Source organism: Bosea sp. BIWAKO-01, from assembly GCF_001748145.1.
GTDB lineage: Bacteria > Pseudomonadota > Alphaproteobacteria > Rhizobiales > Beijerinckiaceae > Allobosea.
In genome coordinates this window covers 951,375-971,677 of the sequence record NZ_BCQA01000001.1, presented here as the reverse complement: position 1 = coordinate 971,677, position 20,303 = coordinate 951,375, and the positions used below count along the sequence as shown (strand labels likewise).

Below are 20,303 nucleotides of genomic sequence, written 5' to 3'. Positions count from 1 at the left end.
TCGCGGCTCAGGACTTCGCAGTTTCGGGATCGAGCAGACGATGCAGGTGCACAACGAAGTAGCGCATCTGAGCCTGGTCGACGGTCGCCTGCGCCTTGGCCTTCCAGGCCGCATGGGCGCTCGCATAGTTCGGGTAGATGCCGACGATGTCGAGCTTCGCCAGGTCCTTGAAGGTGATGCCGTCAAGGGAGCTCAGCTCGCCGCCGAAGACGAGATGAAGAAGCTGCTTCTGGTCGGTGTCTGCGTTCATTTGTCTCTCCAGCGGGAATGAGGCTCTGCCGCGGCACCAGATAAGCTATCCGCGCGAGCGGTGCGAGTGCCGATTGAGCGAGGTTGCATTTGTCGGAAAGCGGCTGGCCTTCAGGCGCTCTGCGGCGGGATCTCGCGCAGGCGCTGCATTGCAGCAAGCAACGGCTCCGCGAGGCTTGCGCCACTGGCAACGAGCATGCCGTGGACCGGCACCTCGCGGTTGTAGACGACGGGGTTGCCGCTCCCGCCGCTGAGCCGGCCGCCGGCTTCGTCCAGCACGAGATGGGCGGCGGCAAGGTCCCAGTCCCGCGCATCAGGGGAGACGAGCCCGGCATCGATCGTGCCGTCCGCAATCCGTGCCAGCCTGAGTGCGAGCGAAGGGATCTTCTCGGCAGCGTCGAACGTCTCGATCCGCGCCAGGGCGTCGAGCATCGGCTTTGGCCCCGCAATGCGAGCGCCGCCGAGCGTGGTCAGGCGGGTCGTCGCGATCGGCCGGTCGTTGCAGTAGGCTCCCCCGTGCCGTCGAGCCGTATAGGTTGCGCCGCAGGCGGGCGCATGCACGACGCCGGTCACCGGTGCGCCATCAGCGAGGAGGGCGACGCAAACCGCCCAGTCCGGCGAACCCGACATGAACGCGCGCGTTCCATCGATGGGGTCGACGACCCAGACGAGACGGCGCGACAGCCGCTGCGCGTCGTCGGCGGTCTCTTCCGATAGCCATGCGGCCTCCGGCAGCAATTCCGAGAGTCTGATCCGCAGGAAAGTATCGACGGCGATGTCGGCTTCGGTGACAGGCGAGCCGCCGCTCTTCGACCATGTCCGGGCCGCGGTCCTGGCTCCGGGGCGGAACAGTTCGAGTGCCAGCGCACCCGCCTCGATGCAGCTTTCCCGAACTTGAGGCAGAAGATCCGGGGCGACAGACAGCGTTTGCGAAGTCATGCGCTCCCTATCGAGCCTCCCTGCTGCGGTTTCAAGGTGAAAAAGCAGCGCAGTTGCGAAAGATTCCGTCAAGCATCACGCCCGATAGCGGCCGATTTAGACGCCGAAATGGCCGCAACACATTCCTTTAACCGAAGCTCTTAAGTGCTCGGATAGGGCTGCGGTCCACTCTCCACCCTGCAAGCACGAGAGCCCCGGACTTCACAGAGGGCTCCGCGCAGCAGGGACATGAGAGGCGTAAAACCGATGGCCAGCGTCACGCCGGCTGCCGGGGAGGTCGGCTTTGCGCCGAACCTTCTCGGCTGCCCGAACCATAGCAGCATAGTCGCCCGCAATCCGATGCCGGTGCAGGTCGAGGCGCCTCGCATCGAGCGCATCGCCTCGGTGAGGATCTTGCGCGGAAACCCCGGCTGGCGCGGCATTGCCCTGCGGCTAGCCAATCCGTCCGGCGAAGATGAACGACTGGAACTCGCGCTGACGGCCGGCGATGGCCGTGCGATCAGCGTCGCGGTCTTCGATGCCGAAGACGCTGTGGCACATTGGCGCGACTGCGGTCGCAGCAGCGGTTTGCCGCTGTTGCTCGAATCCGTCGATGGCGTGATCACCGAGCCCTTTCCTCAGCTCGGCCGGCTGGCACTGGGGCCGATCCGCATCCGCCGTCGGCACGCCTTTCTCAATGGCCGCCGCCCACGCTTTCTGACACGGCGCAAGACCGCGCAGCTGCCAGTGCGGCCGGTCATCGTCTCCGGCGAGCGGCTGACGGATTGAGCTGCGCTTTGATCATGGGACCGGATTTCGTATCCCGTCCCATGATCTAATCTCCTGTGGCGGCATCGGCTTTCCCGAAGACCGCAAACCGCTCTTCGGGCCGCTGCCTTGGGCCTTCATTTCACAGGAAAGCGCGGCTCAACGCATCGAGCGCATAGCCGCCGGCCAGCAGCAGGCCGGCATTGCGGTTGGAGCGGAACAATCCCAGGGCGACCGGGGAGGTGGCGCCCTGGATACGGGAAACCTGCCGGGCGAGATGCGCTGCAAAGGCCGCAAGCCCAATCCAGGCGATTGCACCGCTGCCCGCGCTCCAGGTTGCCAGGCCGGCGAGTGCGACGGAGAGCGCGAAGCAGAGGCCTACCGCCTCGCGCGTCCAGGACCCGAAATAGCGGGCACTCGACTTGATGCCGGCGATCACATCGTCCTCGATGTCCTGCATGGCGTAGATGGTGTCGTAGCCGATGGTCCAGACGATCGCAGCCGCGTAGATCAGGTAGGCCGGTGGATCGAGCCGCCCGAACACCGCGCTCCAGCCCAGGAGCCCACCCCATGAGAAGGCGAGGCCCAGCACGAATTGCGGCATGTTGGTGACGCGCTTCATGAAGGGATAGATCGCGACGATCGCCAGCGAGCCGATGCCGAGCAGGATCGTGAAGCGATTGAACTGGACGAGGATCAGCAGCCCGACCAATGACAGCGCAACCATGAAGAGTGCGGCCGCCTTGGTTGTGATCTGCCCGGAGGGCAATGGGCGGCCGCGCGTTCGTGCCACCTGCGCATCGAGCTTGCGGTCGACGATATCGTTGAAGGTCGAGCCCGCGGCCCGCATCACGACGGCACCAACCAAGAAGAGCAGGCCGTGCCAGAGATTGGGAAATGCGCTGCCGCTCGCGATGGCCGCGAGCCCCGCGGCCCACCAGCATGGCAGCAGCAGCAACCACCAGCCAATCGGCCGGTCGATGCGGGCAAGTTTGAGATAAGGGCGCAGCCATTGCGGCGCCCGGGTATCGACCCAATGGCCCTTCAGTGCGTCGGGGAGGGGGGCATCAGCCAGGGATGCACCGGCTGGCTTCGAGGCCAGGGCCATGACGAGATCAGAGCGCGCCCTGCGGCACCCGCATCGGGCCGCCGGTCAACGCATCGCCGCCGCCGAACGGATTATTGCCCTGCTGCTGCGCTTGCTGCTGCGCCTTGCGCTGCATGGCCGCCTGCTGCTTGACCGCATTGCAGGCCTGATTGCGGAAGCCTGCCGCCTTCTCATTGTCAGCCTTCATGCCGTCCACGAAGGTCGGCGGAATCTGGCACCAGTCCTGATTGGCGGTCGCGAATTTGAGGGTGGCGTTGCCGTTGTTGACGAGGCTGCCGAGCGTGCCGCAGGCCTCAGTCGGCGTCAGCTTGCGCTTCGCCTTGGAAGCGCTGTTCAACCGCGCGACGATCGACTGCCGCTCCTGCAGGAGCTTTTGAAGCTGTTCGCAGCCCGAGGCCTGAGCGCTCGCGGGGCTGACGTGGAGGAATGTCGCCGCTGCCAAGCCGAGCGTCGCAATCAACCCCGAGGCCACGTATCGCCGCATAATAGTCCTGCTCCCAATCGGTGAGGGTTCCTCGAACCGCGCACTCCATATCAGCAGAGGGGCGGTCTCGCCAAGCGTCAGGCAACATCGAACCGAATTCTGTTACCGACTCTTGCGAATAAACGAAGAATGTGGCGACTTTCCCGCCGCAATGGCATCGCAAAATCAGTTGCTGTCGCAAGAGTGGAGACTGTTTGCGCCTATGCCGATGCCAGATCTGCCGAAACATCGGCTCTATCTCGATTCCGCGTTGGTACGGGAAGTGCCCGTTCCTCTCGATCGGGAGCAGGCCAATTACCTTCTCAACGTCCTGCGCCTGCGGGAGGGCGACGGCGTCCTCGTTTTCAACGGGCGGGATGGCGAATGGCTTGCCGCGATCGTCCCGGAAGGGCGAAAGCAGGCGAGCCTGCGCCCATTGCGGCAGGTGCAGCACCAGACTCCCGTTCCAGACCTGCATTACCTCTTCGCACCGCTGAAACATGCCCGGCTCGATTACATGGCACAGAAGGCGGTGGAGATGGGTGCCGGTGTGCTGCAGCCAGTGCTCACCCGACGCACGCAGGTCTCGCGGTTGAACCTCGAGCGCCTCAAGGCCAATGCCATCGAGGCCGCCGAACAATGCGGCATCCTGGCCTTGCCGGACATCCGTTCCGAGCAGTCGCTCGACGTGGTGCTGGCCGCTCTCGAGCCCGAGCGCCTGCTGATCTTCTGCGACGAGGGCATGGCGGCGGCGAGCCCTGTGAGCGCGCTGGCGGAAACCCCACCAGCACCGCTCGCCCTGCTGATTGGTCCCGAAGGCGGCTTTGACGACGAAGAGCGCCGGCGAGTGCTGTCTCGCCCCAAGACAATCCGTATCTCGCTCGGCCCGCGCATCCTGCGCGCCGATACGGCGGCGGTCGCGGCGCTTGCCCTGGTCCAGGCGACATTGGGCGATTGGGTCTCGAGATCGGGCTGAGCGCGCAGGAACGGCGCGCCGAATTCCGCGTTGGTCGTTGGGGAGGAAAATCCACATTCGTCGCGGTGCCATCGAACCGGCTCATTCAGGGCCGGTTTTGCGCGCGAGGGTCTGCCCCCGTGATTCGACGACCCGCGAGGACCATGAGATGAGCCAAGCCTGCCGCTTCGGTATCGAAGAAGAGTATTTCCTGTCCGACTTCACGACACGTGGCATCGTCCGGAAAATCTCGCCGGCATTCCTCGATGCCGTGCATGCGGCGTTTCCGAGCGAAGTCCAACGGGAGATGCTGCAGTCCCAGATCGAGGTGGCGACCCCGATCTGCGAGACGATGGGAGAAGCGCGTAAATCGCTGGCGACGCTGCGGACCGGCCTTGCGAGCATCGGGCTGGCCCATGACATGCTCCTGCTTGCCTGCGGCACCCATCCGAGCGCGTCCTGGTCGCGGCAACGGGCCACCGAGGCCGCTCGCTATGACAGGCTGATGCGCGAGCTCCAGATGCTCGGCAGCCGCAACCAGCTCTGTGGGCTCCATATTCATGTCGAGGTGCCGGACGAAGATCAGCGCATCCGGCTGATGGGGCGGATCATGCCGTTCCTCCCGGTGTTTCTCGCACTGTCGACATCTTCGCCCTTCTGGCAGGGGCGGCGTACCGGCCTGATGGGCTACAGATTATCCGCCTACGCGGAACTACCGCGCACCGGCCTGCCGGAGCTCTTCCTCGACCCCGCCGACTACCGCGCCTATGTCGATACCCTGGTAGCGGCCGGGGCCATCAAGGATGCCAGCTCTATCTGGTGGGCGATTCGCCCTTCTGAGAAGCACCCGACGCTGGAATTGCGCATCGCCGACAGCTGCACGCGCCTGGACGATACGCTGGCCATCGCCGCGCTCTATCGGTGCCTAATTCGCCACCTCTGCAGGAATCCCGGGCTCAACGCCGATCTGACTGCCGCCGCGCGCGCCATCGCAGCGGAGAATGTCTGGCGGGCCCAGCGCTATGGGATCCATGGCGGATTGGTCTGCCCGGAAACCAAGGGGATGCGCTCGGTTCCGGGCCTGGTCGACGAACTGATCGATCAGCTTTCGGACGATGCCGCGGCGCTCGGCTGTGCCGCCGAACTTGGCGAGTGCCGGACGATTGCGGCTCAGGGCACCAGTGCGGATCGACAGCTTGCCATTTTCGAGGAGGCCCGCGCGCGCACTGGGGGCGACGCGGGCGGCTTGGCCTCAGTCATCGACTGGCTGGCGTCAGAGACACGAAACGACGGTGCAAGCCGGCTGCAGGACATAAGCCAGCCGCTGCGCGGTGTGGCCTGAACGCAAGCGGTTTCGGGATGCCGGCATGTGCGTTGTGCATTTGCGCAAGCAATCTCCTTCCACGAACGCGGGACGGAGGTCGTTGTCCTCCGTTCGGCGGTCGCATATGTCTGACGCTTCCTGGGCCTGCCTCGCCCGTGCCGTCCGGTGCGTGCGAGATGTCGGCCATCCCTTCGTCCTGCCGGAGCGCCCATGGCTCGCGATGTGTCCGATTCCACCCCGATCGCGTCGAAGTCCGAGCTGATCGGCTGGATTGCGGCAGGCGAGAAGCCTCGCTCCGCCTTCCGGATCGGCACCGAGCACGAGAAGTTCCCGTTCTACCGCGCGGATATCGGCGCGGTGCCGTACGAGGGGCGCGGGGCCGCGGGCGGTATCCGGCACCTGCTTGAAGGCATGCAGCAGCGGCTCGGCTGGGAGCCGATCATTGATGACGGCCATATCATCGGCTTGGCCGGTCCCGAAGGTGGCGGCGCAATCTCGCTTGAACCCGGTGGCCAGTTCGAACTCTCCGGCGCGCCGGTCGAAACGCTGCACGAAACGGCGGCGGAGCTCGCCGCGCATCTCGCCGATGTGAAGGCGGTCGCCGAGCCTCACGATATCGGCTTCCTGGCGCTGGGCCATTCGCCGCTCTGGACGCGGGAGCAGACCCCGGTCATGCCGAAGGGCCGCTACCGGATCATGGCCAACTACATGCCGAAGGTCGGCACGCGCGGCCTCGACATGATGTTCCGGACCTGCACCGTGCAGGTGAACCTCGATTTCGCCGACGAGGCGGACATGGTGAAGAAGCTCAGGGTCTCGATTGCCCTGCAGCCGATTGCAACTGCGCTCTTCGCTTCTTCGCCCTTCACCGAGGGCAAGCTCAACGGCTTCCAGTCGGTGCGTTCCGAAATCTGGCTCGATACAGACAATGCCCGTTCGGGCATGCTGCCCTTCGTGTTCGATGAGGGCATGTCCTACGAGGGTTATGTCGACTGGGCGCTCGATGTGCCGATGTATTTCGTCAAGCGCGGGCCGGTCTATCACGACGTGACCGGCGCCTCCTTCCGCGATCTGCTCGCCGGCCGCTTGCCGCAGCTTCCGGGCGAGCAGGCGACCATGTCCGATTGGGCCAACCACCTGTCGACCTTGTTCCCCGAGGTTCGGCTGAAGCGCTTTCTGGAAATGCGGGGCGCCGATGCCGGGCCGCCCGCCTTGCTGAACGCGTTGCCCGCCTTCTGGGTCGGATTGCTCTATGATCAGGTCGCGCTCGACGCCGCCTGGGACCTGGTCAAGAGCTGGAGCACCGAGGAGCGTCAGGGCCTGCGCGACGCAGTGCCTGCGGCGGGGCTCTCTGCCACAGTCGCCGGCCGCAGCGCGCGTGAGATTGCGCAACAGGTTCTGGAATTGTCGCGCGCTGGTCTCGCGCGCCGCGCCCGCCTGAACGGCAAGGGCGAGGACGAGACGCGCTTCCTCGATCCTGTTCTCGCGATTGCCGAGGGCGGCCGCAGCCTGGCTCAGGACCTTGCAGACCGGTATCGCGGGGAATGGAACGCGCGTGTCGAGCCGGTGTTTAAGGATTTGCTCATCTAAACGGTCGATCAGCCACGGAATTTCTAGGCAGGGCTGGCGTTTCGCGGCATTTGCCATCGGGCGTTAACGCTTTCTCCGAAGCTTCGGAGTGAGCATCCGGCCATGGAACGATTGCTCACCCTTCTTCTCGGCTTTGCCCGCGACAACCGCGGCGCAACTGCCATCGAATATGGGCTGATCGCCGCCGGGATATCGATGTCCGTGATCATCGGCGGGCAGGAGATCGGCCGGTTTATACGCGGCGTATTCGAAGCGGCACAGGCCGGGCTCAATCCCTGAACATTGCGGCTGCGGGGACCCGGGGCAGGAGCGGGCACCCGACGAACCTACTCCGCCGCGGTCTTGAAGCTCGCGAGGTTGTCGAGGCTCTGGATGATGTGCTCCGCAAGGGCATTCGAGAGCACCGAGGGGTCGAAGCGCGTGCGCAACAGCCCGATCTTGCAAGACGGCAGGGTTGCATAGCCCTCGCTAGGGCCGAGAATGCGCATGCCGGGCCTGATCGCGCTCTCCGGCAGCACCGAGACGGCGAGGCCGGCGACTACGGCTGCACCGACCGCAGTCGAGTTCCAGCTCGCATAGAGCACGCGGAAGCGCCGCCCCTTCTTCTCCAGCGCTTCGACAGCAGCCTGGCGCCAATTGCAGGTTGGGCGGCCGAGTGCGAGCGGGAGCGGGTCCTCCTCATGGACGGTATGGCGCGCAGAAGTGACCCAGAGCAGGGGCTCGATCCGGATGATCTCGCCCTGACCGCGGCCTTCGACATGGGTGATGATGGCAAGGTCGATATCACCGGTGCCGATGCGTTCGGCCAGCATCGGTGTCGGCTCGCAAACGACCGTCACCTCAGCGCGCGGGTTGGAATGTGCAAAGCGAGCCAGGATCTCGGGTAGATAGCGGTCGGCATAGTCGTCGGGGACGCCGAGGCGGATGCGCCCCTTGAGGTCTGCATCGGCGAAGCTCGCCACGCATTCGAGATTGAGGCGCACGATGCGGCGCGCGTAATCCAGCAGGCGCTCACCATCTTCCGTCAGCTTGGCGTGGCGTCCGTCGCGGCCGAAGAGCGGGCGCCCGACCCGTTCCTCAAGGCGCTTCATCTGCATCGAGACGGCGGATTGCGTCTTGTAGACGATCTCCGCCGCGCGGGTGAACGAGCCCGTATCGGCAATGGCGACAAAGGTCTTGAGCTGGTCGGCGTCGAGAACATGCGCCATGGAGCACCCCCACGATGGATCATCAATATCCGTGCTGTGAAGTATCATAACCATTCGTTTGGCTGATGGCCAGCGCAAAGCTATCCTTCAGGCATTCTCCAGTCCGTGTCGTCGGTGCGCTCCAGCCGGGCCGGGAAATGCTCGTTTTGCCGCCAGACCCCTGAAGGAGGTCGCCATGCTGATCCTGACATTCGTTCCGAAGTCGCTCTCGTTCGTCGCCACCGGCGTCACGCGTGTTGTCGCCGGTGGTTATGTTGGCGTGAAAGCCCTGACGCGCGCTTTGATTCACCGCCGCGAGGTGTTGAGGCTCTCCGAGCTCGACGAGCGCGGGCTCAAGGATATCGGTCTCGTCCGCTCCGATATCGACGGCGCACTGACCGTATCCTGGCTCAAGGACCCTTCGGCGGCACTCGCGGCCCGCTCCAGCGCGCGGGCCGGCGTCGCCTCTCTCCGGCGCGAAGAGGGTGTTCGACAGGCTCAGGTGAAGATTGCTGTCGCCAAGCCTCTCACGCCGCGCCCGGTCACGGCCGGTTCGCATTCGACGGTTGCGTGCAGCGCCTGACCCCTTGGCACTGCGCGTTTCTTGCGGGCGGGAGCTTCGTGCTTCCGTCCGTTTTTCTTGTTCAGGCTCTCCCGGGGCATGGTGGATGCGGGAATTGAGCCATTTCGCCTGAAATTGAGCCCTAAACCGGCATTCGTAACCTATTTTTCAGCATTCCCGCCGAACGTTCCCGACATGCCGCGGCGATGCCCGGTTCGATGCTTCTCGGGGGGGGTGGGTGTCGGTATGCGAATGTCTCTGCGCTTTCAGGATCTGCGTCTCAGGACCAAGATCGCGATCCCGCTCATCGTTCTCGGATTGATCAGCGTTGCAACGGCCGTCTATGCCGGCCGCGAATATGCGCGGATCCAGAAGGCATATTCCGACCTGATCTCGCACAGCGCGACGGCGATCCTCGATTCGGGCCGGACCACCCGTGCCATGACCGACATCGTGCGCGATCTCTACAAGGCGATCGCCTATCCCGAATTCATGAAGCAGAACGCGACCAGCATCGAGGATGTGCGCAAGGCCTATGACCGTGCGCAGTTCCAGCTGATCGAGGCCAAGATCAGCTTCCCGCAGAAGGCTGCCGAGTTCGACGCCATGGGCCGGGCACTTTCCGCGCTCAAACCGCAGATCGACGATATCGTCGCCCAGGCCGCCAAAGACGAGGATCTGGCGGCCTTGTCGGTCATGTCCCAGCTCGATCGCACCATTGGCGAAATCGTCACCGCCGCGGGCAAGCTCAACGAAGCCATCAAGACGGAAACCCAGGCGACCTCGGAAACGCTCGATGCCGAGGCCAGCGAACTGAGCATCGTCATCCTGGGCCTCTCAGCCTTGGGCATCCTGCTTGGCCTGGGCGGTGCTGCCTTGTTGACCCGGATTTCGATCACCAGGCCGCTGGAAGCCCTGAAGTCGCGCATGGATGATCTCGCCAGGGGCGACTACGCGGTCGAGGTCCAGGGTCAGGCGCGCAAGGACGAGATCGGCGCGATGGCGCGTGCGGTCCAGGTCTTCAAGGAAAACGGCCTCGCGGTGCAGCGTCTCGAGGCGGAGAGCGCCGAGGGACGAGACCTTTCCGAGCAGCAGCGCCTGCTGATCGAGAACGAGCGGGCTGAGCAGGCAAAGCAGCAGGAGCAACTCGCGCGCGAGCAGGAGCTGGTCATGGGGCTGCTGGCAGAGGGCCTCGACCTGCTCTCGAAGAGCGATCTCAGCCACCGCATCGATGCGGAGGTTGCCGCCGCCTATGAGAAGCTGCGCGACGATTTCAATACGGCGGTGGAGCATCTCTCGATGACGATCACCACCATCCAGGCGACTGCGGCCGATGTCGGCAACGCGGCGCGCGAGATCAATATGGGCGCAGACGACCTCTCCAAGCGCACCGAGGAACAGGCGTCATCGCTGGAGGAGACTGCAGCCACCACGGAAGAGCTTGCCGCCTCGGTCAAGGCCTCTGCGCACGCATCGAAGCAGGCCGTCTCGCTGGCCGATGAGGCAATGAGCGTGGCGCAACGGGGCGGTGCAATTGTCCATGATGCGGTCGCTGCGATGGCACGCATCGAGACGGCCTCACGAAAGATCTCCGACATCACCTCGGTCATCGACGAGATCGCCTTTCAGACCAATCTGCTCGCGTTGAATGCTGCGGTCGAAGCGGCGCGGGCGGGCGATGCTGGCAGGGGCTTTGCCGTGGTCGCCTCGGAGGTCCGTACGCTGGCGCAGCGCTCGGGCGAGGCCGCCAAGGGTATCAGCGCGCTGATCTCGGAATCGGGAGCGGAGGTGGCGCAGGGCGTCGGGCTCGTCCGCTCTGCGGGTGAAGCGCTCGTTCAGATCGTGGCCGCATCGCGAAAAGTCTCCGCGACCGTATCCGAAATCTCCGCGGCCTCGGCCGAGCAGGCCAACGGAATCGACGAGATGAGCCAGTCGGTCGCGCATATGGACGAGATGACCCAGCAGAACGCCGCACTGGCCGAACAGAGCGCAGCCTCCGCCAGCGCACTCGGCGATCAGATCCGGCGCCTCAACGATCTCGTCTCGAGCTTCCGCACGCGCGACACCGTCGCCGATCTCCGGGCGATCGCTGCCGCCATGTCCGAAGGCCGTGGCGCCGAGGTCAATTGGTCGCAGCGGCGCAGCGCCTGATCGGTCCAGGGCGATGAGTGCCTAAAGCATCGCCCCGAAAACTGGATTGCGGTTTTCGGGGCAAAGCCGATGCAAAGACAAAAGGTTAGATTATCGGGCCGGATACGATACCCGGTCCGATGATCTAGCGACGCTGCCCGCCGCCGAGCATCGCGTCCAGAATGGACTTCAGCGCGTTCTGATGGTCGTCCTGCACCTGGCGACCATGCTCGAACATCTGGTTCAGCGCATCGAGGCCGATCGAACCCGGCCCGGCTTCGCCCGAGGGCGCAGGCTGATCTGGTTCCGGCTCCGGCTCTGCCGTGGGCCTGGAGGCCTGGCCACGCGGTTGTGACGGGGACGGCGCCGCCTGGGGCTGAGCCGCTGCACCGCCAAGCATCCCGGTCAGGATCTGGCCGAGAAGCCCGCCCATCGGGTCGGCTCCGGCGGGTCCGCCGGGATTAGATCCGCCGAAGGGACCGCCGCCAAAGGGACCGCCGCCTTGAGTCGGAGGCGCGCCGGCCGCCTGCCCGAACAGACTCCCGAGAATCGCGTCGAGTGAGCTCCCTGGAGTCTGTTGCTGCGTCTGCGGCGCAGGCTGCTGGCCCGGCATCCTGCCCTGCATCATCTCGGCGAATTGCCCGAAGATGCCGCCGAGCCCCTGATTGTTGGTCGACTTGAACAACCCGCCCATGATCATGGAGGCGATGACCGGTAGCATCTGCTTCAGAACCGCCTGGCCGACACCGCTGGTCGCCGCGGCCTGGGCTGCCAGCGCATTGCTGACCTCCTTCGAGCCGAAGAGCTGGTTGAGGACGTTGTTGCCCATCATCGCGGCGTTGTCGGGAATGCCGTCGCCATCGGCGTCATAGAGCGAGCCGAAGGGCGAGGCCGTCATCATCTGGGCGAGATTGCCGAAGGCACGGGGGTCCTGCGTCTGGCGCTGAAGCCCCATCGTGAAGGCCGGCAGCAAGGCGTCGAGCGCGCTTTGCGTCTGCTGTTGGCTGAGCCCGTATTGCCGAGCCAGATTCTGCATGGCCTGCCCGTTCTGGGCCGATTGCATCATCTCGAACAGGTTCATCATGGCGCCTCTCCGTCTTCGTCGCGGTCTGCCGCCGCCTGCATTCGCGACGATAGCAGGGCGGGGCCGGCAGGCAAGCGAGGCTCAAGGGCCCTTGGACGCTCGCGCCCTGGGATGCTCAAGCGCCCCTGGGCTGGCGCTCCAGGCGCGTGATCCCGCGATAGGCGAAGACCAGTGCGACGACGCCGAATACGACTGCGCCCAGCGCGGTGCCGACCATCGCACCCTTCGGCCCGGCATAGTATGCGCCGACCCAGGCCATCGGCATCGTCCCGAGCGTTGCGCGCCCCCAGCTGAAGAGGGTCGACAGGATCGGCATGCCGAGATTGTTGAACGCGGCATTGGCGACGAAGAGTATCGCGACGAAGATCCACATCGGCCCGGAGATCAGGCAGAAGAACATCACCAGCTCCGCCGTCAGCCCGCTGGCATGGAAGACGGCGACGATCGGGCCGCGCAGCAGCAGGAGCGCGAGCCAGGCAATGCAGACGCAGGCCACGGCGAAGATCACGGAGTCGCTGAGCGCGCGGCGCATCCGGTCGAAACGGCCGGCGCCCCAGTTCTGGCCGAGGATCGGCCCGACTGCGCCCGACAGCGCGAAGATCACGCCAAAGGCCACCGGCACCAGCCGATCCATGATCGCCATTGCCGCGATCGCGCCATCGCCAAAGCGCGCGAAGATGCTGGCGAAGACCGCGTTAGCGATCGGTGTCGAGAGATTGGTCAGGATCGCCGGGCCGGCGATCGCAAGCGTGCGCGGCATGTCGGCCAGCAGCGCCTGCCGGCTGGGCATGCCGACCATGTCGTGGATCTTCACCGCGCCACGGAAGCCGACAAAGGCAAAGATGACGCGAGACAGCACGGTAGCCCAGGCGGCGCCGTCTGTGCCGAGCGCAAAGCCAAAGATGAAGAGCGGATCGAGCACCGCAGTTGCGAGCCCGCCCCCGAGCGTTACGAACATCGCGCGTCGGGCATCGCCGATGGCGCGCAGGACGCCCGAAAATCCGATGCCGAGCGCCATCAGGAGATTGGAGGGCAGGGCGATCCAAAGGAATGAGAGGGCGACGTCATAGGCCTCGCCATGCGCACCAAGATGCCTCAGGAGCCAGGGCAGGCAAGGCAATGCCAGCAGCGTGAGCGCGATCGCGGCAAGCGCCATCAAGGTCATGGCGGAGCCCGCGATCCGGCGCGCGCCCTTGCGGTCTCCTGATCCAAGCGTGCGGGAGGTCAGCGCCGAGACCGCGATCATGAAGCCGATATTGATCGACACCGTCAGGAACAGAACGATCGTCGCGAAGCCGACGCCAGCAGTCGCCGCCGGCCGGCCGAGCCAGGAGACGTAGAGCAGCGAGAGCAGGTCGACGACGAAGATCGCCATCAGCCCGACCGCTCCGGTCGCGGTCATCACCGCGACATGGCGAAAGGTCGAGCCGCTGACGAAGACGGCCTGGTTGGGGTTGACGGGTGCGTTCACCGTTCCGGTTCCCCGACGCCACCGACCGCAACTTCAGCTCCGCCATCCTCGATGACCTCGCGCGTCTCCTCGGTAAGTGCCTTGGACTTGGCCTTCGGCTGAACCAGAGGTTCCGGCGAGACGCGGGGCACCTTCTGGATGCCGGCGGCGATGCCCTCGTGATACTGGATCTCCATGCGCTGGGCGTCGCGGTCGCGGACGCTGTCGATGACCAGGCTGGCTTCGTCATAGCTGAGGCCAAGGCTTTCCAGCGTCACCCGCCCGAAGCCAAGCGCAGACTCGAAGGTTTCGCGCATCTGGAAGTCGACATCGGCCTTCATCAACTCGATCGCATGGACACGGTCATAGGCCCGCACATGCAGCCGTGCGGAGGGGAATTCGGCCCTCGCCATTTCGACGATCCGCAAGGCCGCTTCGCGATTGTCGATGCAGATGCAGATGATCTTGGCCTTCCCGGCGCCGGCAGCACGCAGCACGTCGAGCCTCGTGCCGTCGCCGTAATAGATACGAAAACCGAATTTGGACGCCGACCGGATGCGCTCGACATTGGAGTCGATGATCGTCACCGGGATATGCTGCAGCAGCAGCGCCTGGGTCACCACTTGTCCGAACCGGCCAAACCCGATGACCATGACGGAGCCGCCGGCACCCTCGAAATCCTCTTCCATGGTTTCCGCAGGGCCGGCGCGCCTGCTCAGCCAGAGATCGATCAGCTTGGCGGCAACCGGCCCGATCAGCATCGAGAGTGCGGCGAGCGATGTCGCCAGGGCCGCCTGCTGGGTGTTGAGCAGCCCGAGCGCAGCACCAAGCGGCAGGAGAACGAAGGCGAACTCGCCCGCTGGCGAGAGCAGGGCGCCGGCCCGTATGGCCTCGGTGCTCGACGAGCAGGAGACGCGCAGGATCGTTGCCGCGACCACGATCTTGAAGGCGACCAGCAATGGCGCTGCGAGCGCCAGAAGCAGTGCGTTGTCGAAAACCAGCTGGAGGTCGAGCGACATGCCGACCGCCATGAAGAACAGGCCGAGCAGCACGCCGCGGAACGGCTCGATATCGGCTTCGAGCTCGTGCCGGAAATGCGAGTCCGCCAGCAGCACTCCGGCGAGGAAGGCGCCCATGGCCATGGAGAGGCCGACCCGCTCCATCAGCATCGCGGCACCGAGCACGATCAGCAGCGCGGCCGCGGTCATCACGTCCTTCGCGCCGGTGCTGGCGAGGATCCGAAAGAACGGATTGAGCAGGTAGCGTCCCACCAGCACGAGCAGCGCGACGGCGAGCAGGGCGAGGCCCAATCCCGCGAGTGCTGGAGCGCCGCTATGGTTCTGCGCGCCCGTGGTCGCCAGCAAGGGGAGCAGCGCCAGCGCCGGAGCGATCGAGATATCCTGGAACAGCAGGATCGAGAAGGTGCGCCGGCCATAGGTTTCGCTGCCGTCGCCGCGCTCCTCCAGGACCTGCAGAGCTATCGATGTCGCAGACAGGGCGAGCGCGAGCCCCACCGCGATGGCGCCGCCGACGGAGAGACCGAATTTCCAGCCAACGAGCCCGATCGCCGTCGCGCTGAGCGCCATTTGCGCGAGGCCGGCGCCGAGGATGTCCTTGCGCATCGAGTAGAGGCGCGACGGCTGAAGCTCCAGCCCAACCAGGAATAGCAGCAGCACGACACCGATCTCGGCGGTGCCCCGGATCGCGTCCGGGTCATTGACCAGGGCGAGCACCGAAGGGCCGATCGCGATGCCAGCCGCAAGGTAGCCGAGCACGGCAGACTGGCCGAGACGACGAAACAGCGGCACGGCAATGACTGCGCCTGCACAGAAAATCAGGATCGGCGGCAGGTAACTCGTGTGACTGGCGTCGGCCATGGGAACTCTTCGTTGTGGAAATCAGGCTCGCGCAAGCGCCACAGCCGACCGTGCTGCCTATCTAGGCTCTTCCTTGCTGCGCTGCGAGGGGCGAGTTGCGCAACGGCCCGTCACGTCCTGCGGCGCTGCTCTTCCTTGACATCGCAGAGCACACGCCGAAAGAAGGCGCTGACCATTTCCGAGGCCTCGAAACTGCGTGACCAAGCCGCCGCTCGACATCCTGCTTTGTGCCCCGCGCGGTTTTTGCGCCGGGGTCGTGCGCGCCATCGACGCGGTCGAGAAGGTGCTCGCGCTGCACGGTGCGCCGGTCTATGTGCGCCACGAGATCGTGCACAACAAATACGTCGTCGAATCGCTGAAGCGCAAAGGCGCGGTCTTCGTCGCGGAATTGTCGGAGGTACCCGACACCACCCGCCCGGTGATCTTTTCGGCCCATGGCGTGCCGAAATCGGTTCCTGCCGAAGCAGCGTCGCGGACGCTCTTCGCCATCGACGCGACCTGCCCGCTGGTCACCAAGGTGCATCGCGAGGCCGAGGTTCATCACAAGCGCGGCCGCCATATCCTGCTCGTCGGCCATGCCGGCCATCCCGAGGTCATCGGCACGATGGGCCAGTTGGCTGCGGGAGCGATCACGCTGATCGAGACGCTGGACGACGTGGCGCAGCTTGCTCCTCCCGCCGGGCAGCCGCTCGCCTATGTCACCCAGACCACGCTTTCGGTGGATGACACACGCGGCATCGTCCAGGCGCTGCAGGCGCGGTTCCCGGAGCTGATCGCGCCGCACAAGGAAGATATCTGCTACGCCACCACGAACCGCCAGGAGGCGGTGAAGCGGGTTGCCCCGCTGGTTGACGGACTTCTGGTCGTCGGCTCGCCCAACTCCTCCAATTCGCAGCGCCTGCGCGAAGTCGCCGAGCGCGCCGGTTGCCCCTCCGCACGGCTGGTGCTGCGGGCCGACGAGATCGACTGGTCGATCTTCGGTGCGATCAAGCGGCTGGGCATCACGGCGGGCGCCAGCGCCCCCGAGGTGCTGGTCGAAGAGATCATCGATGCCTTTGCGGAGCGCTATGAAGTCCGCGTCGAGACTGTCTCGACAGCGGATGAAAGCGTCTTCTTCCCCCTGCCGCGCGAACTGCGCGGCGAGCCTGCGCCGAATGCGGCCGAGTGAGCGAATTTGGCCGTCTATACTGAAGTGCCCGACGATGAGATGGCTGCCTTCGTGGCGCGCTACGGCATTGGCGATCTGCTGGCGGTCAAGGGCATTGCCGAGGGGGTCTCGAACTCCAATTTCCTGCTCCATACCACGCAGGGCTTCTTCATCCTGACGCTCTACGAAGAGCGGGTGAGTGCGGCTGATCTGCCGTTCTTCCTCGGACTGATGGAGCATCTGGCCGAGCGCGGGCTGATCTGCCCGCTGCCGGTCAAGGCGCAGGACGGTCTGGCGGTGAGCCGGCTCGCGGGGCGGCCAGCGGCGATCGTGACCTTCCTTGATGGTCTCTCCGTGCGTCGCCCGACGGCTGCTCATTGCGCTGAGGTCGGGCGTGGACTGGCACTCCTGCACAAGGCTGGCGAGGGCTTCGGCATGACCCGGTCCAATGATCTGTCCGTCGCCGGCTGGCGACCGCTGGCGGAACAGGCCGGTGCCGGGGCCGAGGCAGTCTCGCCTGGACTGGCCAAGCGCGTGATGGCGGAAATCGCGTTCCACGAGGCCAACTGGCCGCAGAGCCTGCCGCGCGGCGTCATCCATGCCGATCTCTTTCCCAATAATGTCTTCTTCATCAAGGACCGGCTGTCGGGGCTGATCGACTTCTATTTCGCCTGCACCGACGCCTTCGCCTATGATCTCGCGATCTGCCTGAATGCCTGGTGCTTCGAGGCCGATGCTTCGTTCAATCTCACCAAGGGGCAGGCGATCCTCGCGGGCTATGAAAGCGTGCGCCCCCTGACCTCCGCAGAGGTCGAGGCGCTTCCGGCGCTGTGTCGCGGTTCAGCCTTGCGCTTCCTGCTGACCCGGCTGGTGGACTGGCTGAATGTTCCGCCGGGCGCACTGGTCAAGCCGCTCGATCCGCTCGAATACGACCGCAAACTTGCCTTCCACCAGCGCGTCGGTGACGCCCGCGAATACGGCCTGAAACGATGAGCGATACAGTAGAGATCTGGACCGACGGGGCCTGCTCGGGCAATCCCGGCCCAGGGGGCTGGGGCGCGATCCTCAGCTACAATGGCAAGGCGCGCGAGCTCTCGGGTGGCGAGCAAATGACCACGAACAATCGCATGGAGCTGATGGCCGCGATCTCCGCGCTCGAGACGCTGACGCGGCCCTGCACGGTGGCGCTGCATACCGACAGCCAGTACCTGCGCCAGGGCATCACTGGCTGGATCCATGGCTGGAAGAAGAATGGCTGGAAGACCGCTGACCGGAAGCCGGTGAAGAACGAGGAGCTCTGGAAGCGCCTCGACGCCGCACTCGGCCGCCACAAGATCGAGTGGAAATGGGTCAAGGGCCACGCCGGCGACGAAATGAACGAGCGCGCCGACGCGCTCGCCCGCGCCGGCATGGCGCCGTTCAAGTCTGGGCGATAGAGCCCGGCCGGGCCCGTCAGCCGAGCGGCTGACGGTAGACCAGGAAGCCCGAGAGGTCGGCGACCTTGTCGTAGAGCTCACGGGCCTGGAGATTGGTCTCATGCGTCTGCCAGTAGACGCGGAAACAGCCCTTGGCCTCGGCCATCTGCCGCACGGCCTCGATCAGCTTGCGGCCGCCGCCGCCGCCACGAATATCCGGGCTGACGAACAGATCCTGCAGATAGCAGATATCCTTGGCGCTCCAGGTGGTGCGGTGCGTGACCCAGTGCACGATGCCGACTGCCTTGCCGTCACGTTCGGCGATGAACCCACCCATCGGCTCCTTGCCGCCTGTGAGACGGGCGAAGGTCAGGTCATGGATCTCTTCCGGCAGGCTCGACTTGTAGAAGGTCAGGTAGCCCTGCCAGAGCGGTCCCCAGGCGGTACGGTCGCTCGCGACGAGCGGGCGGATGGTGATCTCGGACATGCAGCCTCTCCCAATAGCGCTGTCACGCTAGCCCGGGGGCTCGGCATCTGTCACATGACAAAGCGCCATGCTTTCGATCAGCATCGTTGCAGAAGGCATGAAAAAGCCCGCGCGGCGCGTGCCGGGCGGGCTTCATCATGCGCGAAGCGCTCAGAGTTGCTTCAGCATTTCCTCGGCGCCGGAGACGTCGGCCTTGCCCGGTGCGTCTTCGACATTGAGAGCCTCGACCACGCCGTTCTCGACGATCATCGAATAGCGCTGCGAGCGGGTTCCGAGACCGAAGCCCGAACCGTCGAGCGAAAGCCCGATCTCCTTGGCGAAATCGGCATTGCCGTCCGAGAGGAACTCGATGACGCCGACTGCGCCCGTTGCCTTCGACCATGCATCCATGACGAAGACGTCGTTGACGCCGGTCACCATGATGGCGTCGACGCCCTTGCCCTTGATCTCTGCAGCCTTGGCGAGATAGCCGGGCAGGTGATTCTTGTGGCAGGTCGGCGTGAAGGCGCCCGGCACTGCGAACAGCACCACTTTCTTGCCCTTGAACAGGTCTTCGGTCGTCTTCGCTGCCGGGCCGTCCGCCGTCATCACGCGGAACGTCGCCTGCGGAAGCTTGTCACCCACCTTGATCGTCATCGCCTGTTCTCCGTGAGCCATGCGGCCTTCGCCGCTCGGTCAGGGATTAGGGCTTGGCGACCGGGATGTCGAGTTCAAGCCGCGTCTCGACCGCCGCCGGTTTGCCGCGCACCGTCACGATGAAGGGCACCGGCCCCGCGGCGCCCTTGGGACGGTCGGTAATTCGGACATGGGCGAGCACCGTGCCATCGGCCTGCGGCTTCAGGACTGGCTTGCTGAAGGACCAGGCGCCCGGCCCCTCGACGAAGACATCCTCGATCGCGCCGTCCGGCGGAGCCTGCAGCACGAGCTTGACCTTGGGCTCAGGCCCGGCCTCGCCCGGCAGCACCTCGATCACCGAGATCTTCTCCTTGTGCGGCCCAAGCTTGACGGGAATCGGCACCCGCGCCTCGAAGCTCTCGAGCCGCGGCGAGGTTACCGAGGTCACGCCGGGCTCGAGCCACAGCTGGGCCTCGCCCTTGGCGGGAATGCACATCTTCTCGCAGACGGCATAGTCGAGCTTGAGCACGACCAAGACCGGCTTGCTGGGGTCGACCGGCTGCACCGACACCGGCACCACGACCTCGCCGACATAGCCGATCGAAAAGCCGGTGCCGTCCTCGAAGCGTTCCGGCGCGGGCCAGCGCACGTCGAGGCCACCGACATTGGTGGAGCCGCTCCAGTCGAAGGAGGGAGGAACGCCGGAATCGCCGGGATTGCGCCAATAGGTCTTGTAGCCTGGCGCCATGGTGATCTCGACGCCGATGCGTTGCTTGCCCGAGGGGGCCGTCGCTCCGGCGATCAGGCGGATCGAGGAATGCGTGCTGCGGGACCATGACGAAACCGCCGCCTCCTGCGCCTGAGCAGGAGCGCTGAACGCCAGCGCGGCGAGCGCGAGTGAGAGCAATGCCGACTTCACGATGACCGTCTTAGGGAATGCGTCTGCAAAAAGCGAAACAATCTCTCTCACATCT

Annotated in this window: 21 protein-coding genes; 10 read left to right on the top strand and 11 right to left on the bottom strand. The window is 65.3% G+C overall.

The window, feature by feature from the left end:
• Window positions 1-7: 7 nt before the first annotated feature.
• The gene (locus BIWAKO_RS04470) at window positions 8-250 is read right to left on the bottom strand and encodes a DUF4170 domain-containing protein (protein ID WP_069877512.1); all 243 of its coding nucleotides are present in this window, start codon (window positions 248-250) and stop codon (window positions 8-10) included.
• 110 nt (window positions 251-360) lie between these two features.
• Window positions 361-1,188, bottom strand: coding sequence for a 3'(2'),5'-bisphosphate nucleotidase CysQ (locus BIWAKO_RS04465; protein ID WP_069877511.1), 828 nt, complete (start codon window positions 1,186-1,188; stop codon window positions 361-363).
• Window positions 1,189-1,434: 246 nt separating this feature from the next.
• Here BIWAKO_RS04465 and BIWAKO_RS04460 point away from each other — a divergent pair, with 246 nt between their 5' ends.
• Complete coding sequence (locus tag BIWAKO_RS04460) at window positions 1,435-1,956, top strand: DUF6101 family protein (RefSeq protein WP_069877510.1); 522 nt, start codon at window positions 1,435-1,437, stop codon at window positions 1,954-1,956.
• A 121-nt stretch (window positions 1,957-2,077) separates the two neighbouring features.
• On the opposite strand, the gene ubiA is transcribed toward BIWAKO_RS04460, so the two are convergent.
• Window positions 2,078-3,043 (bottom strand): 4-hydroxybenzoate octaprenyltransferase, encoded by a 966-nt coding sequence (gene ubiA / locus BIWAKO_RS04455; protein ID WP_069877509.1) that lies wholly within the window; start codon window positions 3,041-3,043, stop codon window positions 2,078-2,080.
• Between the two features lie 7 nt (window positions 3,044-3,050).
• A complete protein-coding gene (locus BIWAKO_RS04450) occupies window positions 3,051-3,527 on the bottom strand; it encodes a hypothetical protein (protein ID WP_084651157.1) in 477 nt (158 codons plus the stop codon).
• A gap of 202 nt (window positions 3,528-3,729) precedes the next feature.
• On the opposite strand from BIWAKO_RS04450, the gene BIWAKO_RS04445 reads away from it, so the two are divergent.
• The 4 genes from BIWAKO_RS04445 to BIWAKO_RS34135 all read left to right on the top strand — a co-directional run bounded on the left by BIWAKO_RS04445 (window position 3,730) and on the right by BIWAKO_RS34135 (window position 7,654).
• Window positions 3,730-4,482 (top strand): 16S rRNA (uracil(1498)-N(3))-methyltransferase, encoded by a 753-nt coding sequence (locus tag BIWAKO_RS04445; protein ID WP_069877508.1) that lies wholly within the window; start codon window positions 3,730-3,732, stop codon window positions 4,480-4,482.
• Window positions 4,483-4,630: 148 nt separating this feature from the next.
• Window positions 4,631-5,803 (top strand): carboxylate-amine ligase, encoded by a 1,173-nt coding sequence (locus BIWAKO_RS04440; RefSeq protein ID WP_069877507.1) that lies wholly within the window; start codon window positions 4,631-4,633, stop codon window positions 5,801-5,803.
• Between the two features lie 192 nt (window positions 5,804-5,995).
• On the top strand, window positions 5,996-7,375 hold the full coding sequence (locus tag BIWAKO_RS04435) for a glutamate--cysteine ligase (protein WP_069877506.1): 1,380 nt from the start codon (window positions 5,996-5,998) through the stop codon (window positions 7,373-7,375).
• Between the two features lie 102 nt (window positions 7,376-7,477).
• Window positions 7,478-7,654 carry a Flp family type IVb pilin gene (locus tag BIWAKO_RS34135; protein WP_074471507.1) on the top strand — a complete coding sequence of 59 codons (177 nt, stop codon included), beginning with the start codon at window positions 7,478-7,480 and terminating at the stop codon, window positions 7,652-7,654.
• Between the two features lie 47 nt (window positions 7,655-7,701).
• On the opposite strand, the gene BIWAKO_RS04430 is transcribed toward BIWAKO_RS34135, so the two are convergent.
• Window positions 7,702-8,583: a LysR substrate-binding domain-containing protein gene (locus tag BIWAKO_RS04430; RefSeq protein ID WP_069877505.1), complete on the bottom strand. Its 882-nt coding sequence runs from the start codon at window positions 8,581-8,583 to the stop codon at window positions 7,702-7,704.
• 175 nt (window positions 8,584-8,758) lie between these two features.
• Between BIWAKO_RS04430 and BIWAKO_RS04425 the strand changes: the two genes are divergently transcribed.
• Both BIWAKO_RS04425 and BIWAKO_RS04420 read left to right on the top strand, forming a co-directional pair.
• Window positions 8,759-9,145 carry a DUF1127 domain-containing protein gene (locus BIWAKO_RS04425; RefSeq protein ID WP_069877504.1) on the top strand — a complete coding sequence of 129 codons (387 nt, stop codon included), beginning with the start codon at window positions 8,759-8,761 and terminating at the stop codon, window positions 9,143-9,145.
• A 231-nt stretch (window positions 9,146-9,376) separates the two neighbouring features.
• A complete protein-coding gene (locus tag BIWAKO_RS04420; RefSeq protein ID WP_069877503.1) occupies window positions 9,377-11,275 on the top strand; it encodes a methyl-accepting chemotaxis protein in 1,899 nt (632 codons plus the stop codon).
• 124 nt (window positions 11,276-11,399) lie between these two features.
• Here BIWAKO_RS04420 and BIWAKO_RS04415 read toward each other — a convergent pair whose 3' ends face one another.
• The 3 genes from BIWAKO_RS04415 to BIWAKO_RS04405 form a co-directional block, all read right to left on the bottom strand.
• Complete coding sequence (locus BIWAKO_RS04415) at window positions 11,400-12,338, bottom strand: DUF937 domain-containing protein (RefSeq protein ID WP_069877502.1); 939 nt, start codon at window positions 12,336-12,338, stop codon at window positions 11,400-11,402.
• Between the two features lie 115 nt (window positions 12,339-12,453).
• Window positions 12,454-13,809, bottom strand: a complete 1,356-nt coding sequence (locus BIWAKO_RS04410; protein WP_069877501.1) for an MATE family efflux transporter — start codon at window positions 13,807-13,809, stop codon at window positions 12,454-12,456.
• A complete protein-coding gene (locus tag BIWAKO_RS04405) occupies window positions 13,806-15,665 on the bottom strand; it encodes a monovalent cation:proton antiporter-2 (CPA2) family protein (protein ID WP_069877500.1) in 1,860 nt (619 codons plus the stop codon). Before BIWAKO_RS04405 ends, BIWAKO_RS04410 begins: the two co-directional genes overlap by 4 nt.
• A 196-nt stretch (window positions 15,666-15,861) precedes the next feature.
• On the opposite strand from BIWAKO_RS04405, the gene ispH reads away from it, so the two are divergent.
• Genes ispH through rnhA form a run of 3 tightly spaced genes read left to right on the top strand, consistent with a single transcriptional unit; the run spans window position 15,862 to window position 18,248 of the window.
• On the top strand, window positions 15,862-16,833 hold the full coding sequence (ispH, locus tag BIWAKO_RS04400) for a 4-hydroxy-3-methylbut-2-enyl diphosphate reductase (RefSeq protein WP_069877499.1): 972 nt from the start codon (window positions 15,862-15,864) through the stop codon (window positions 16,831-16,833).
• A gap of 6 nt (window positions 16,834-16,839) precedes the next feature.
• The gene (locus BIWAKO_RS04395) at window positions 16,840-17,805 is read left to right on the top strand and encodes a homoserine kinase (RefSeq protein ID WP_069877498.1); all 966 of its coding nucleotides are present in this window, start codon (window positions 16,840-16,842) and stop codon (window positions 17,803-17,805) included.
• Window positions 17,802-18,248, top strand: a complete 447-nt coding sequence (gene rnhA / locus BIWAKO_RS04390; protein ID WP_069877497.1) for a ribonuclease HI — start codon at window positions 17,802-17,804, stop codon at window positions 18,246-18,248. The genes BIWAKO_RS04395 and rnhA overlap by 4 nt, the downstream gene beginning before the upstream one ends.
• A 16-nt stretch (window positions 18,249-18,264) precedes the next feature.
• Here the strand turns inward: rnhA and BIWAKO_RS04385 are convergent, their stop codons facing one another.
• From BIWAKO_RS04385 to BIWAKO_RS04375, 3 genes are all read right to left on the bottom strand, one after another.
• Window positions 18,265-18,714 (bottom strand): GNAT family N-acetyltransferase, encoded by a 450-nt coding sequence (locus BIWAKO_RS04385; protein ID WP_069877496.1) that lies wholly within the window; start codon window positions 18,712-18,714, stop codon window positions 18,265-18,267.
• 150 nt (window positions 18,715-18,864) lie between these two features.
• Window positions 18,865-19,350, bottom strand: a complete 486-nt coding sequence (locus BIWAKO_RS04380; protein ID WP_069882163.1) for a peroxiredoxin — start codon at window positions 19,348-19,350, stop codon at window positions 18,865-18,867.
• A 46-nt stretch (window positions 19,351-19,396) separates the two neighbouring features.
• A complete protein-coding gene (locus tag BIWAKO_RS04375) occupies window positions 19,397-20,248 on the bottom strand; it encodes a protein-disulfide reductase DsbD domain-containing protein (protein WP_141739981.1) in 852 nt (283 codons plus the stop codon).
• Between the last annotated feature and the right edge of the window lie 55 nt (window positions 20,249-20,303).

Bases quoted from the DNA above. Each gene is read 5' to 3' on its own strand.
- BIWAKO_RS04450 (WP_084651157.1), bottom strand. From the start codon at position 3,527: ATGCGGCGATACGTGGCCTCGGGGTTGATTGCGACGCTCGGCTTGGCA.
- ubiA (WP_069877509.1), bottom strand. From the start codon at position 3,043: ATGGCCCTGGCCTCGAAGCCAGCCGGTGCATCCCTGGCTGATGCCCCC.
- BIWAKO_RS04460 (WP_069877510.1), top strand. From the start codon at position 1,435: ATGGCCAGCGTCACGCCGGCTGCCGGGGAGGTCGGCTTTGCGCCGAAC.
- BIWAKO_RS04445 (WP_069877508.1), top strand. From the start codon at position 3,730: ATGCCGATGCCAGATCTGCCGAAACATCGGCTCTATCTCGATTCCGCG.
- BIWAKO_RS04380 (WP_069882163.1), bottom strand. From the start codon at position 19,350: ATGACGATCAAGGTGGGTGACAAGCTTCCGCAGGCGACGTTCCGCGTG.
- BIWAKO_RS04435 (WP_069877506.1), top strand. From the start codon at position 5,996: ATGGCTCGCGATGTGTCCGATTCCACCCCGATCGCGTCGAAGTCCGAG.
- BIWAKO_RS04415 (WP_069877502.1), bottom strand. From the start codon at position 12,338: ATGATGAACCTGTTCGAGATGATGCAATCGGCCCAGAACGGGCAGGCC.
- rnhA (WP_069877497.1), top strand. From the start codon at position 17,802: ATGAGCGATACAGTAGAGATCTGGACCGACGGGGCCTGCTCGGGCAAT.
- BIWAKO_RS04425 (WP_069877504.1), top strand. From the start codon at position 8,759: ATGCTGATCCTGACATTCGTTCCGAAGTCGCTCTCGTTCGTCGCCACC.
- BIWAKO_RS04440 (WP_069877507.1), top strand. From the start codon at position 4,631: ATGAGCCAAGCCTGCCGCTTCGGTATCGAAGAAGAGTATTTCCTGTCC.
- BIWAKO_RS04405 (WP_069877500.1), bottom strand. From the start codon at position 15,665: ATGGCCGACGCCAGTCACACGAGTTACCTGCCGCCGATCCTGATTTTC.
- BIWAKO_RS04420 (WP_069877503.1), top strand. From the start codon at position 9,377: ATGTCTCTGCGCTTTCAGGATCTGCGTCTCAGGACCAAGATCGCGATC.
- BIWAKO_RS04430 (WP_069877505.1), bottom strand. From the start codon at position 8,583: ATGGCGCATGTTCTCGACGCCGACCAGCTCAAGACCTTTGTCGCCATT.
- BIWAKO_RS04465 (WP_069877511.1), bottom strand. From the start codon at position 1,188: ATGACTTCGCAAACGCTGTCTGTCGCCCCGGATCTTCTGCCTCAAGTT.
- BIWAKO_RS34135 (WP_074471507.1), top strand. From the start codon at position 7,478: ATGGAACGATTGCTCACCCTTCTTCTCGGCTTTGCCCGCGACAACCGC.
- BIWAKO_RS04385 (WP_069877496.1), bottom strand. From the start codon at position 18,714: ATGTCCGAGATCACCATCCGCCCGCTCGTCGCGAGCGACCGTACCGCC.
- BIWAKO_RS04470 (WP_069877512.1), bottom strand. From the start codon at position 250: ATGAACGCAGACACCGACCAGAAGCAGCTTCTTCATCTCGTCTTCGGC.